This is a genomic window from Acinetobacter indicus CIP 110367 (assembly GCF_000488255.1).
GTDB lineage: Bacteria > Pseudomonadota > Gammaproteobacteria > Pseudomonadales > Moraxellaceae > Acinetobacter > Acinetobacter indicus.
Genome location: NZ_KI530754.1, coordinates 257604 through 271509, shown reverse-complemented (window position 1 = coordinate 271509; position 13906 = coordinate 257604). Strand labels below are relative to the sequence as shown.

The following is a 13906-nucleotide window of genomic DNA, read 5'->3' as shown; positions in this document are numbered from 1 at the left end:
CCTTACTATAGGCCAAGCCATGCATAAAAAGTAGCCATAAAGCGTATTCTTTTGTCTGGCCGGAGCGGAGAGTGGCTGAACTTACTTAATAAATTTGCGGCTGACCAGGAATTGTTCGGTGGCATCCAGCAAAGCTTGCGCATGGACTTCCTGTTTTGCGGTCAGCCAGCCGAGTACAAACCAGTCGCTGGCTTTCAGCTCGGTTTGCTGGATATACAGCGCAGCGGAGGAAAGAACCTGATATTCCTGCGCGGCCAGTTGGGCATCGTTCAGGGCTTTGCTGTACTTTTGCAGGTTTTTAACATCATAGATCGTGGTGAGTACCGGGAAAATAAATTTCAGGGCATTAATTTTCTGCGCCAGCTGATCCAGACTGTCAAAATCGGTCTGGCTGGTCTGGTTTAGCTGTTCTTGCAGTAATTTATATTGATGCTGCAAAGTCTGCTGGGCGGCCTGTTTTAAATCCTGCGCAGGGTGGGAGGCATCTTCATCCAGGCTAAACATCAACAGTTCCAGATAATGATGTACATTCTGGGTCGATTTCACCAGATTGGCCAGTTTCTCTTTGGCATATAAAATATCTTTGGCCAGATTCGAGGCGGTATTCGGGTTCTGCAAAAAGGTGCCGAGGGTATTTTGCATGTGCTCTAAATGTTGCAGCTGGTCAAACTGCTGTCTAAACGCCAGTAACTGATTGGCCCATTTTTCCGAAATAGACGCACTCCAGTCTTTGAGCAAATGCACGGTTAAATACAGCTGATTTAGTGCATTCTGTGCCTGCACAATATGCTCGGCTTCATTAACACCGGCTGAAATGGCCGCAATGTTCGGCAGTAAATGCTGCAATTGCTGGGCAATTAACAATCTTAAATTCTGATCGGCCGAGGCTTTTTTATTTAAACGGAATTCTTCTGCCAGACGCGGCGGGCTGACTTGTAAGTCTAAAGCCAGCAAATTGCCCATTTCGGCCTTGCTGCGTACATCTAACCAGAGCTGGTATTTCTTGACCCATTCAAAACAGAAGGCCAGCAGTGCCTGCACCGAACCAGATTTTAATTCAAACTCAATTTCATGGACGGGATATTCACGTTCACCACTGCGAATACAGCCCACATCTAAACTGGCTTCAATCTCGACTTCATCTAGCTGGATAACACGCGAAGTACGCGTAATATCGGTTTCAAATTGCAGTTGCAGCGGGCTTTCAGTCTGCGTGAGGACTGTATCTAGTAGCTGTCTGGCTTCAGGAGCGGCATCGTAAATGCTTAAATTAAGCGCAGGTGGCTGTGGCAGTTCGCCCAGGTCATGATTATGTTCAAAACGTTCAATATGGGTTTTACCGGCTTTTAGTGTCTGCACCCAGCGAGTGCCTTCCAAGCGTTGTCTGAGCGCAATACCATGCTGTGCCAGCAGGCGATCGGCAGTGTCATAATATCGGGCTTGCAGCGAAATGCTTTCAGATTTCTTAGGATCCAGCGCTTTAAGTAAGGCATTACGGCGCGCATCAGGAATTTGAAATTTTAATTCAATCTCGGTCATTCAATTGGTCCTAAAAAATTGAGCAATACAGCAAAAAATTGGCTTTCTGGCAGATGACGCCGCTATACCAAATTATTATCAAGTGTCCAGAAAAGGCGTTCATTGTTTAAGGCTTCTGATTGTAACCAAAATCTGTCCTGAAAAAAGCAGCTAGAAAAATAGCACAAGCAAAGTGGCTTTTATTTGTACAGAAAATGCGGTAATTTGAGCAAGAACAAAGCATCAGGATGATGAATATGAACGCACCCCTCAACACCGAATGGGCAAAAAAACCGGATGACACGCCTCAAGGTCCAATTCAAAATTATCACGAGTTTTATCGTTTTTATTTAACCGAACACCGCAATATCATGAGCCGGCGTCTGCATATGCTGGGCAGTGGTATCGGCCTGATTTGCCTGACGCAAATGGTCAGGCAGCGTAAGCCACGTTACTTTGTCTATGGACTGGTGGCCGGTTATGCCTGCGCCTGGGTCGGTCATTTTTTCTTTGAAAAAAACAAGCCGGCCAGCTTTAAACAGCCGCTGTATAGCTTTATTTCTGACTGGCGAATGTTTGCCGACATTCTGCGCGGCAACCTGAGTCTTAAAGACCGCGCACTGGATAAAATTGACAGCTAATCTTCATTTTTCGAGCAAAACTAAAACTTTCGGTCAAAAATAAGATGAATGGTCAAAAAATTCATTGAAATTGTAGAGTGAATGTTCTATTAATTGAAGCAATGCAGAGTGTATGACACTTTGATGACATCAGTTTTTAACTTTCCAAGCCTGGAGTGACCTTTCTCCGGGCTTTTTTTATAGCTGGAATCATTGAAATAAAAAGAATGAAGAGAGTCAAAAGAGTGTGGACGTACTAGCGTTTGATCACATTTCCCCAAATGCGTCCTGGCATCAAATTCTAGTACGTCCATGAGACCATGAATGCACGTTGGTTGTTATTGATATAAAAAAATAAAAAACAAAAACTTATATCGTTATTATTGTGAGTCCTAGTAAATACCGAAACCGGCGCTGACTCTATCCCCAATACTAGGGATTTTGCATAAAAATCTGAACTGAAACAAAGCATCAGCGAAAATACAGGCAAGGCCTGCTCTTGAGCTGTAACTATGTAATAATGAGAGCCAATTTTTTGAGGTGTTTCAGGCAGGCAAAATGCGTGGCTTATATTTAATTACCAATGATGATCCGATTGAACTGCTCTTGGCTAAACTTGAAGGTGCAATGGCGACCTATGAAGTTGCAGTCTTGCAATATCGCCGTAAAAAGGTGGCAAAAGAAGATCAGGCTTATGAAATTGAATATATGAAGTCATTGTGTGCACAGTACAAAGTGCCATTTGTGATTAATGATGATTTGGAAGCTGCGGTAAAATATGGTGTCGGCGTGCATTTGGGTCAGGATGATGGCTCAATTGTCGAAGCCGCAGCACGTTTACCGAAGAATGTCCTGATTGGCCGCAGCTGTAACAATTCACTTGAACTGGCAGAGCAGGCCATTGCCGATGGCGCTAACTATGTGGCATTTGGGGCAATTTTCGCCACCGATACCAAGCCGGAAGCCGGCAATATTGGTCTGGAAACCTTAAAGCAGGCCAAAGCAAAACTGAATGTACCGATCTGCGCGATTGGGGGGTTAACCGTTGAAAATGGTCAGCAGGTGATTGATGCTGGTGCCGACCTTTGTGCGGTGATTAGTGATATATTAGGTCGTCCGATGCATACCGTTGCTCAACGCGTATATGACTGGTCTGAACTATTTAAAAAGGCGGTTTAAGCCGAAATTTTTGTCTGATTTTATTTTGAGTTGAGTCGATTCATGAGCCTATCTCCAAAGCAAGAACAATTATTTAAACAAGCCAGCAAACATATTCCAGGTGGCGTGAACTCACCGGTGCGTGCGTTCAATGGTGTAGGCGGCACGCCGGTCTTTATTGAAAAAGCCCAAGGCGCATATTTATATGATGTAGATGGCAAACGCTATGTCGATTATGTTGGTTCATGGGGGCCAATGATTTTGGGTCATGCCCATCCAGCGATTATTAAAGCGGTGCAGGATGCTGCGGTAGACGGTTTAAGTTTTGGTGCGCCAACCGTTCATGAAACGACGCTGGCCGATATTATCTGTGACATCATGCCATCAATTGAACTGGTGCGTATGACCAACTCCGGTACTGAAGCGACCATGACCGCGATTCGTCTGGCACGTGGTTATACCGGCCGTGACAAGATCGTGAAATTTGAGGGCTGTTACCACGGTCACTCAGATTCATTACTGGTGAAAGCCGGTTCTGGCCTGTTAACCAAAGATGAGGGTGAAGCGACCTCTGCCGGTGTTCCTGCGGATTTTGCCAAACACACCTTAACCCTGCCATATAACGATATTGCCACCTTAAAAGAATGCTTTGCCAAGTTTGGTTCAGAAATTGCCGGGGTGATTGTGGAACCGGTTGCCGGTAACATGAACCTGGTTGCGCCAATTGATGGTTTCTTGCAAGCCATTCGTGATGTCTGTGATGAACATGGCTCGGTGTTTATTATTGATGAAGTGATGACCGGTTTCCGTGTCGGCTTAGGCGGTGCGCAGGCGCATTATGGCGTTACCCCAGATTTAACCACCTTGGGTAAAATCATTGGTGCCGGCTTACCGGTCGGTGCTTTTGGTGGTAAACGCGAAGTGATGGAATGTATTGCGCCACTGGGTAAGGTGTATCAGGCCGGAACATTGTCGGGGAACCCGCTGGCGATGCGTGCCGGTATCGAGATGTTTAAACATCTGCGTGAGCCAGGCTTCTATGAAAAATTAAGTACACAACTGGAAAAACTGCTGGCCGGTTTACAGGCAGCGGCAGATGAAGCCGGTATTGCGTTTAAAACCCAGCAAGTGGGTGCAATGTTTGGTCTGTACTTTACCGATCAGGAAGACATCACCAGCTTTAACTCGATGCTGAAATGTGATGTCGATGCTTTCCGTAAATTCTTCCACGGCATGTTAGAGCGTGGTGTGAACTTGGCGCCATCTGCATTTGAAGCCGGCTTTATTTCAAGCGCGCACAGCGATGAAGATATCGAGTTTACCATTCAGGCGGCAAAAGCCACTTTTGCTGAGATGAAAGCGTAAATTTATACCTCTCCCTAACCCTCTCCTAAAAGGAGAGGGAAGCTTCAGTTAATTCGAGATCAAAATGAAAACCAAACATTATATGACTTTAAGTGATGCTGAATTTCTATTAAATGAAGCGCATCAATATGTGATACAGCATAACTTTAATGTCAGTATTGCCGTGGTGGATGAAACGGGCAGTTTACTGGCCATGAAACGTATGGATGGGGCAGCACCAATGACTGCAAATCTGGCGGTTGAAAAAGCACAATGTTCTGCCATCAGTCGCCGTCCGTCTAAACTGTTTGAAGATATTATTAAAGGCGGCCAGATGGGCTTTTTAACCATGCAGAGTTTTTCAGGCATGTTAGAAGGTGGTGAGCCACTGATGTATGAAGGGCAACTGGTCGGTGCGATGGGTGTGTCTGGTGTAAAGTCTTTTGAAGATGCGGAGATTGCACGGGTAGCGATTGAGAAGTTTGTAGCACAGCAAAGTTAATTCAAGAAAAAAATTGATTAGCTCAACTCAATAAATTCATCCAAAGTTGTACCAAAATGAAGCGTGGAACGTTAAATATGAATTAAAAAGCCCAATCGCTAATGATTGGGCTTGCCTATATACAATAAAATTATGATTTAAAAAGGAAATCAAAAGAATTTCGTATAACGTGTATTATGTTAATTTAAGGAAATCTTAAAGTTAATTAACTTATTTCCTTTATTTCCTCATTGAGTATTTTCAATACTGTTAAACATATATCTAAACGCTGCCTATCTGAAAGATTAGGTACATCACTCGGGTATATCCGAACATTTATTCCATTCCAAATAAACCAATCATTTCCATTTTTGCATGGCTCTACATTTAGAAATTTATCATTACCTGCATAACCTGTAGATGCATTAAATTGTCGTGACTCCATCAAGACTCGCACAATAGGGTATTTTTTATTAGATTTATTTTCCCAATTTCTTTTTAGTAGCCTATTTACCGTATTTGGCCACCTTATATGAAAACCATTATCACTAAAATATTCTCTAGGTATTAACCAGAATCTGCTATTACGTTTAATTAGGGCATATTTACGGGAATCATATTTTGGCAATCGTGCTTGTTCCTCTAGAGTGTACCTATCAAATTCTTGAGCCAATCGAAGCCGTTGTCTTTCCATTTTGCTACTAATTTTTGCATTTTGTTCTTGCTCTGATAGAGGAATGCATTTAAGTACAAACCATGCCATAAATATTATGAGCAATAAAACTCCGATAAAGCCTTTAGAAGAGTAAGTTTTTATTTTCATTGTTTCAAATAGGGTTAATGATTTAACTACCTAAATTAATCTATAGTTCGATCAATTGCTTGTATTGAATTATGCTTATTTAAGATAATGGCGATTATACGAAATTAGAACAATAAACGTCTGTGAAATCAAAGTGTTTTTTAAATCGATGCTAAACTAAAATAGCATGAATCATCATGCTATTTTGTATTTATAAGAGCCTTCCATGCTGTACCTCATGCCCAAAAAAATCCAACTCGTACCATCTCAAGCCAAATGGCAGCTTGCATCAAATGAATCTGTTTTGGTACTGGTAGGACTGCAAAACCTAAGGATGATGGTAGGTATACAGGACAGCGACCTGATGACTCATCTGATCCAGATCAGCAATAAAGCCAAAGCACTGGACATTCCTATTGTCGATCTATACGGCGATGATGTCCTGCAAGGCATGCAGCAGCTGGGTGAATACGCTTCAACCCATCCCCAACTGATTTTTGCTGGACAGATCACTCCGATGCTAAAACAGATTTTACCGCATCTGTATAGCGTGACCGAACAGCTCTGTGTGGTGGATGATGCGATTCTACTGGCCAATCAGGAACAGCATATCCAGTGGATTGAAAATATCTCCCAGCAGGGGCTGCATCATCTGACTAGCTATAGCCTGAACCGGCTTTGGAGTCTCAGTGCGCCCTTGACATATATCCTGTCCCACAAAGGCATTTTACTGACCATAGCCGAACAGCTGGATATGGATGCGCTGGATATCGACCCGCATGAAGATCTGCGTCACTATGGTCTGGATTCGGTGAGTATGGTCAGTCTGGTCGGTTTATGGCGTGCCAATGGTGCCAATATTCGCTATGAAGATCTGCAGTCCAAACCCACACTTCACGGATTGCTGCAGATTTTAACGGACTAAATTTGCCATTTTCAGAAAATTGACATTTTTATTCAGCAAAATCGGAAAAAACGTCTGCAATTTGCGCAAATTGCATTGTAATTGTGGTGCAAGGTTTTTATCATTGCCGCCTTATTTTCGCGATCAGCCTGGAAGTGTACTTTGAGTAATTTTCTAACCGAACACCTGATTTATCGAGATGAAGATTTTATGCTCATCCATAAACCGGCCGGCTTACTCACAGTGCCAGGAAAAACAGCAGATTTACAAGACTGCCTGATCAGCCGTTTGGTCGCCATTGAGCCTAAAACCCTGTTAATTCATCGTCTGGATCGTGACACCTCAGGTATTTTGGTGTTTGGTCTTAGCCGCTTGGGGCAAAACAAGATTTCACGCCAGTTTCAGGAACGCCAGACCGATAAGCATTATCAGGCAGTGGTGGCCGGGCATCTATACGGCGAAGGCACCATTGATGTGCCGGTGGTCTATGATCCAACCCGTCCGCCGTTGCATATGGCCGATCCTTCTCATTCGAAACCGGCGCTTACCCACTGGCAGGCGCTGGAACAGTTTGAAATAAATGGACAGGCGGTTACGCGGGTCAAACTCGTTCCCATTACCGGCCGTTCGCATCAGCTGCGGGTGCATATGCAATATCTGGGTCATCCAATTATTGGCGATACCCTATATGCCACGCCAGAGCAGCAACAGCTGTCTCCACGCCTGTGTTTGCATGCGGCGTATTTAAGTTTTCAACATCCTCAAACGGGAGAAACACTGGAGTTTAATTGCCCGGTGCCGTTTTAAGGGAAACATATCCTCATGAATTTAAGCTCACTTTTTGGTGGGCTTTATGTCAAAATATATTGCTTTACGATGTCAAATTTTGCTCAAATGGCAAGCAGTCCTTGAGTGATAACGCGACAGTCCTAACTTCTAGAAAAAGGTGGAAAAATTGCAGCAGTTTGCTATTGGTCAACGTTGGTTGTCAGATACAGAAACAGAACTGGGCTTAGGCGTTCTTATTGATGTAGATGAACGTTCAATCAGCATTTTATTCCCCAAGAGTGACGAAACCCGTGTCTATGCACGTAACAATGCACCTTTGTCCCGTATCGTGTTTAATGCGGGCGATGAAGTACAGGACCAGGAAGGCCTGAAATGGACGGTTCAGAGTCTGGAAGATCGCGGTGGCGTGGTGCGTTATAACGTGGTACGTCAGCTGGAAGATGGTTCAGAAGAACAGAAATCGCTGAATGAAACCCGAATTGGCGCGCAAATCCAGCTGTCTAAACCCTTAGACCGTTTACTGGCCAGCCAGATTGACTATAAAGAATGGTACGACCTGCGTATTGAAGCGCTGTTGATGCAGGCCAATATGCACAGCAGTCCGCTGCGTGGCCTGATTGGTTCACGCGTTGGCCTGATTCCGCATCAGCTGTATATTGCCCACGAAGTCGGTAAGCGTTTTGCACCGCGTGTATTACTGGCCGATGAAGTGGGTTTGGGTAAAACCATTGAAGCCGGTCTGATTATCCATCAGCAGCTCAAAACCGGCCGTTCTGAACGTATTTTAATTTTGGTGCCAGATTCACTGCAATATCAGTGGATGATTGAAATGCGCCGCCGTTTCAACCTGCAGTTCTCTTTATTTGATCTGACCCGTACAGCGTCAATTAAAGAACACGACCCGGATTTAAACCCGTTTCTGACCGAGCAATGCATTATTGCCTCCATTGACCTGATGATTGACCATGAAGATCTGCGTAAGCAGGCACTTGAAGCAGGTTTTGATTTACTCGTGGTCGATGAAGCGCATCACCTGATGTGGTCAGAAGAAGAAGGCGGCAATGACCGTTATGATCTGGTCGAAGAATTTGCTGAACAAACGGCCGGTGTGTTGCTCTTAACTGCAACCCCAGAACAGTTGGGTGTTGAAAGTCACTTTGCCCGTTTACGCCTGCTCGATCCGCAGCGTTTCAGCTCGTTGGACCGTTTCCTGGCTGAAGAAGCGCAATATCAGCAAACGGCCAAAATTGCCGAAGTGCTGATGTCCGACATGCCACTGGAAGAAGGTCATCTGGCTGCTTTGGAAGGCTTGCTCGGTCATCGTATTGAAGACCATCCGGAACAGCGTTTTCGCGCCATTCATGAACTGTTAGACCGTCATGGTACCGGCCGTATTTTATTCCGTAACACCCGTGAAGCGATTCAGGGTTTCCCGGGACGTGACTGTCAGCCAGCACCACTGCCAGCCCCAGACCACTGGGCCAAAGAGGGCAAGCTACGTGAACAGATGTGGCCAGAAGAAGGCCAGCTTGATGGTGCGTGGATGGAAACCGATCCGCGTGTAATGTGGCTAATGGAAAAACTGCGCAGCGATTTAAAACACAAAAAAGTGCTACTGATTGCACGTAGTGGGCCGGTGGTGGAAGCGCTGGAAAATGCACTGCGTTTACATGCCGGTATCCGTACCGCGATGTTCCATGAAGGCATGAGCCTGCTGGAACGTGACCAGGCAGCGGCGTATTTCGCAGAAGATTCCTATGGTGCGCAAATCCTGCTCTGTTCGGAAATTGGTTCAGAAGGGCGTAACTTCCAGTTTGCATCGGATTTAATTTTATTTGATTTACCGGCGAACCCGGACGTACTGGAACAGCGAATTGGCCGTCTAGACCGGATTGGTCAGGAAAATCGGATTCAAATTCATGTGCCGTATTTACTCGGTACGGCGCAAGAACGCATGTTCCGCTGGTATAACGAAGCGTTGAATATTTTCAGCAATATTTCCCCAACGGCGCAGACTTTGCAGGAAAACTTCATTGTTGAATTAAAAGACTGCTTACTGGCAGATCAAGGCCAGCAGTTTGAAGAATTGCTGGAAGCGGTTAGCGTACAGCGCGAAGCTTTGGAAGCTGAATTGCAGGAAGGCCGTGACCGCCTGCTGGAATACAACTCTTGCCGTCCGGTGGTGGCACAGGAAATTGTCCAGGCGCTGGAAGATTATGATGACAACACTACCTTGCCAATGTTCATGAAGCGCTTTATGGCTTCAACCAACATCGACTTTGATGAACAAAGCAATGGCACAGTCATCATCAAGCCAACAGACCAGATGCAGGTGCAAGGTCTGACTTTAGATGAAGAGGGCATGACTGCGACTTTCTATCGTGATCAGGCTCAAATCCGCGAAGATGCACAATATCTGACTTTGGAACATCCATTTACCGAAAGCGTGATGGAAATGATCAATACCCAAAGCTTTGGTAGTACCAATGTGGCGGTGTTAAAGTCAGCTGCATTACCGCAAGGTTCGGTGCTGCTGGAAGTGTGGTTCAAGGTTGATGTGATTGCACCAAAAGCATTGAACCTGCCATCAAGCTTGCCGCAGCAATTGATTCGTGTATTGCTGAGTGAAAAAGGTCAGGATCTGTCGCAAAAAATTGCCCCTGAAATCTTAAAACCGTATTTACATCATTTAGATGGCAATAGCTGCCGTCAGGTGGTAAAAGCACGCCGTGAAGTGATTGAGCAGCGTTATGCACAGGCGCTGGACATTGCCAAAACTGCCTTGCGGGGCTTAAAAGAGCAGGCCAAAGAGATGTATGGCGCGAAATGGCAATATGAAATTGACCGTCTAACGTATCTGAAGCAATTTAACCCAAGCATCCGTGAAGATGAAATCAGCCGTTTGCAGAAATTGCAAAAAGAAGGTTTAAGCCTGCTTGACGGTATTGCGGTTACCCCGGAAGCAATTCAGGTGATGGTGGTGGTTAAACCATAACAGTCGTAATTTTTAGAAAAGCACCTTCTGAACTGCACCCCGAAAGTTGGACACTTTTAGTCTAATTTGAAGGGTGCTTTTTTAATACTGATTTGCCGGACATGAACAGCCCGGCGATCAGTGCACTAGAGTCCGGTAAAATGTTCATGCTAAGATGAGCCAAATTTTTAAAAGATATAACAACGATGGGTAAAGCATTAGTCACTTTAGGCTCTAAAACTTCACATGGCGGTGTGGTTGCTGAATGTGAAAGTTCATTTGTTATTAATGGCATTGCCGTGCATTTAAATGGCATGAAGCATTATTGTCCAAAATGTAAAACCACTGTAGCTGCCATTGCGGCTGATCCAACCACCCAGGTCAAAGGGCGTGGCGTGGTGATAGTTGGTGATAAAACCACCTGCGGTGCAACTTTCTTGCCTAGCCAGAATCTGGTGGTGTCGGCCAAATAAATATATTGGTCAGGCGTAGAGTGTTGAACCAGCCTGGCTGATCTTGAGAATCGCAGCAAAAAATTAAAATTACCTCCTGCAAAATGGATTATCTGCTTCAAATACCTTTATGACCAAAACTGTTGTTTATTTTGCCCATGCCAATGGCATCGCCAGTCCTTGCTATCAGACCTTTTTTGATTATTTTGATGCCGATATTGAGCTGAAATATATTCCGGTCATTGGCCTGAATCCGGACTATCCGGTTGAGCCAAAATGGGAAAAACTGGTGGCGCAGGTCATTGCCGATATCGAGTTACAAACACCAAAACAGGCGGTGGTCGGTTTGGGGCATTCTTTTGGCGCGCTGGTGTTGCTGATGGCATCTTATCAACGGCCAGATTTATTTAGCCAGCTGATTTTAATGGACCCGCCTTTTGTGATTGGTAAAACAGCGCCGATATTCGAGTTATTGCAAAAGCTGGGTTCAAAACAGATTGACCGTTTAACCCCGGCCGGGCTGAGTCTGAAACGTAAAGACGCCTGGTCTAGCCGTGAGCAGGCTTATCAGCAGTTACGTGGCAATGCCTTGTTTAAACAGTTTGATGAGCGCTGTTTTCAGGATTTTATCCGGCATGGTCTTAGAGAAGATGAGGCCGGCATCAGCTTACAGATTCCAAAACAGGTCGAGGCAGATATTTTTAGAACTGTACCAAGCTGGTGGTGGCGTTGGCCGCGTAAAGCCCCAAATTTACCGGTGCATTTAATCACGGCAGAGCAGAGTGCTTTTTATAAGCAAGGTTTCCCGCAGGGACTAAAAAAGATATATGGCATTGAGTTTAGTGTTGTAGCGGGTGGGCATATGTTCCCGCTGGAATCTCCTGAGCAGAGCGCACGCGATGTGCAGCAGCGGATTCGATCAACACTTTAAATAAGCAGTTTAAAATCCAGTTAACGGATTTGTGCTTCATCTAAATGGCGTGCGCCTTCGAGCAGCATCCGGATCATGATCATGGTTTGCTCGGCAATGATTTTACGTTCATTGGCGGGCATATCAATCACTTTGGCACCCATATTAAACACCAGCTGGGTAATGGCTGAAGAAACAATCTCCGGATGGGACAGTTTGCTGTTATTCAAACGCTCCAGACGAATCAGGTCATCTTTTAGTTCCTGCTGGAAATAGTTCAGCTGACGTTCCACTGCCTGCTTATAAGACGTCGATCCGGTATAGCCTTCACGCAACAGCAGACTTAAATTACCTTCATCAGCATCTAGCTGTTCAATAAAGACTTCAACCGAGGTGCGGATAATGCTGTTCTGTTTGGATGCTTTTAAACGTGCCTGATTCAGAATCTGACGCAGCACATGGCCGGCCCGGTCAATCAGGGCAATGGCCAGCTCATCAATATCTTTAAAGTGACGATAAAAACTATTCGGTGCAATACCGGCTTCGCGCGCGACTTCACGCAGGCTTAAAGAGGCAATACTTTTTTGGGGTCCGATCAGATTCAGTGCAGCCTGAAACAGCTCTTCCTTGGTAATGGTCGCTTTCCTGCCGACCGTACGCACCGTCATGGGTTCACGGATGTTGGGAACATCTTGGGCAAGAACATCATTACTTATTTTCATGGCAGGCTGAGTCATAGGGTCCAGAGCTGAAAGGCTTTTCAGTAGTATAGCCGTTGTGTGTGAACTTGTGAAATGAATAGAAACAATACAAGCGTATATACAAATATATATACATATGTATAATAATTGAGAATTCATCGCGTGGTGTAGGCTATGCACGTTATCAAAAAGTCCAAATCTCCCCTCAAATCTCTTGCGAGTGCGATTGTTGATCCGTACTCGGCAAACTTCTGGTTACAAAAAATCAATCCGTTGTGGTCTGTGAATCAGGCATTGGGCAAGATTGTGCAAAAGCAGCAGACCGCGCAGGACACGGTCAGCCTGATGGTGCAGTTCAATCAGAAATTCCAGCTTGGACAGGCGGGCCAACATCACCCGGTCTTTGTCACCATTGAAGGAATTCGCTATGAGCGTACCTACAGCCTGACGCAACTGGATACTCAGCATGTGCTGTTAACCGTTAAAAAAGTCGATCAGGGTAAAGTCAGCAGCTGGTTGGTCAATCAGGCCAATGTGGGCGATATTCTGGAATTTGGCCAGCCTTATGGCGATATGTTGTTGCCTGAAGCGACACAGCCACTCATTTTGCTGGCTGCCGGTAGTGGTATTACCCCAATGTATAGCCTGGTCGATGCTTTGGCCAAATCGGGTCAATTAAAGCAGACCCCAGTTAAACTAATGTACTGGGTAAAAACCTTTGCCGATGTTGCTTTTAAAACCCAGTTTGAACAATGGGCGACACAATATCCACACTTTAGCTTTGACGTGTTTTATACCCAGGCAGGGGAAACACCGGCACAGCGTCTGAATGAAAGCCATCTGCAAACCTTTGAGCAGATTGAACAGAGCGCAGTCTATGCCTGTGGTCCATCGGGTTTTGCTGCACGGGTAGAAGAACTGTTTGCGCATGCACAGCAATTAAAAACTGAAGCCTTTAGCATGAGCCCAATGCTCAATGAAGAAGCTGGTTTTGTGCAGGTGACCTTAACCCAATCGAATAAAACCGTGGCCATTCCCAAAGGCCAATCTATTTTGACCAGCCTGGAGCAGCAGAATATTCAACCGAAGCATGGCTGCCGTATGGGAATTTGTAATAAATGTGCCTGCAACAAAGTCGAAGGCTCGACCAAAAATCTAGTGAATGGTGCGCAAAACACCGAACCGGGTAATTTGCTCAAGCTTTGCGTGAATTCGGCACAAACAGACTTAGTTATTGACTTATAAGCGGGTAC

Annotated in this window: 13 protein-coding genes; 10 read left to right on the top strand and 3 right to left on the bottom strand. The window is 45.2% G+C overall.

What is annotated here, in order from left to right; genetic code table 11:
• Positions 1-81 precede the first annotated feature (81 nt).
• Positions 82-1539, bottom strand: a complete 1458-nt coding sequence (locus P253_RS06030) for a CYTH domain-containing protein (RefSeq protein WP_016659153.1) — start codon at positions 1537-1539, stop codon at positions 82-84.
• Positions 1540-1775: 236 nt separating this feature from the next.
• Here P253_RS06030 and P253_RS06025 point away from each other — a divergent pair, with 236 nt between their 5' ends.
• The 4 genes from P253_RS06025 (at position 1776) to P253_RS06010 (ending at position 5142) form a co-directional block, all read left to right on the top strand.
• Entirely contained in the window at positions 1776-2159 is a 384-nt protein-coding gene (locus P253_RS06025) for an Mpo1-like protein (RefSeq protein ID WP_016659152.1), read from the top strand.
• 537 nt (positions 2160-2696) lie between these two features.
• Entirely contained in the window at positions 2697-3317 is a 621-nt protein-coding gene (gene thiE / locus P253_RS06020; RefSeq protein WP_016659151.1) for a thiamine phosphate synthase, read from the top strand.
• Between the two features lie 42 nt (positions 3318-3359).
• Complete coding sequence (gene hemL, locus P253_RS06015; RefSeq protein WP_016659150.1) at positions 3360-4661, top strand: glutamate-1-semialdehyde 2,1-aminomutase; 1302 nt, start codon at positions 3360-3362, stop codon at positions 4659-4661.
• A 64-nt stretch (positions 4662-4725) separates the two neighbouring features.
• Positions 4726-5142, top strand: coding sequence for a GlcG/HbpS family heme-binding protein (locus P253_RS06010; RefSeq protein WP_016659149.1), 417 nt, complete (start codon positions 4726-4728; stop codon positions 5140-5142).
• A gap of 205 nt (positions 5143-5347) precedes the next feature.
• Here the strand turns inward: P253_RS06010 and P253_RS06005 are convergent, their stop codons facing one another.
• The gene (locus P253_RS06005; protein ID WP_016659148.1) at positions 5348-5944 is read right to left on the bottom strand and encodes a hypothetical protein; all 597 of its coding nucleotides are present in this window, start codon (positions 5942-5944) and stop codon (positions 5348-5350) included.
• Between the two features lie 205 nt (positions 5945-6149).
• On the opposite strand from P253_RS06005, the gene P253_RS06000 reads away from it, so the two are divergent.
• The 5 genes from P253_RS06000 (at position 6150) to P253_RS05980 (ending at position 11973) form a co-directional block, all read left to right on the top strand.
• A complete protein-coding gene (locus tag P253_RS06000) occupies positions 6150-6848 on the top strand; it encodes a phosphopantetheine-binding protein (RefSeq protein ID WP_016659147.1) in 699 nt (232 codons plus the stop codon).
• 141 nt (positions 6849-6989) lie between these two features.
• The gene (locus P253_RS05995) at positions 6990-7634 is read left to right on the top strand and encodes an RluA family pseudouridine synthase (protein ID WP_035363225.1); all 645 of its coding nucleotides are present in this window, start codon (positions 6990-6992) and stop codon (positions 7632-7634) included.
• Positions 7635-7773: 139 nt separating this feature from the next.
• Positions 7774-10611 (top strand): RNA polymerase-associated protein RapA, encoded by a 2838-nt coding sequence (gene rapA / locus P253_RS05990; RefSeq protein WP_035363222.1) that lies wholly within the window; start codon positions 7774-7776, stop codon positions 10609-10611.
• Positions 10612-10796: 185 nt separating this feature from the next.
• Positions 10797-11063, top strand: coding sequence for a PAAR domain-containing protein (locus P253_RS05985; protein WP_005178913.1), 267 nt, complete (start codon positions 10797-10799; stop codon positions 11061-11063).
• A gap of 109 nt (positions 11064-11172) precedes the next feature.
• The gene (locus tag P253_RS05980) at positions 11173-11973 is read left to right on the top strand and encodes an alpha/beta hydrolase (RefSeq protein ID WP_016659144.1); all 801 of its coding nucleotides are present in this window, start codon (positions 11173-11175) and stop codon (positions 11971-11973) included.
• Between the two features lie 20 nt (positions 11974-11993).
• On the opposite strand, the gene fabR is transcribed toward P253_RS05980, so the two are convergent.
• Positions 11994-12620 (bottom strand): HTH-type transcriptional repressor FabR, encoded by a 627-nt coding sequence (gene fabR / locus P253_RS05975; protein WP_228151050.1) that lies wholly within the window; start codon positions 12618-12620, stop codon positions 11994-11996.
• 207 nt (positions 12621-12827) lie between these two features.
• Here fabR and P253_RS05970 point away from each other — a divergent pair, with 207 nt between their 5' ends.
• Positions 12828-13898, top strand: a complete 1071-nt coding sequence (locus tag P253_RS05970; RefSeq protein ID WP_016659143.1) for a ferredoxin reductase — start codon at positions 12828-12830, stop codon at positions 13896-13898.
• The last annotated feature ends 8 nt before the right edge of the window (positions 13899-13906 follow it).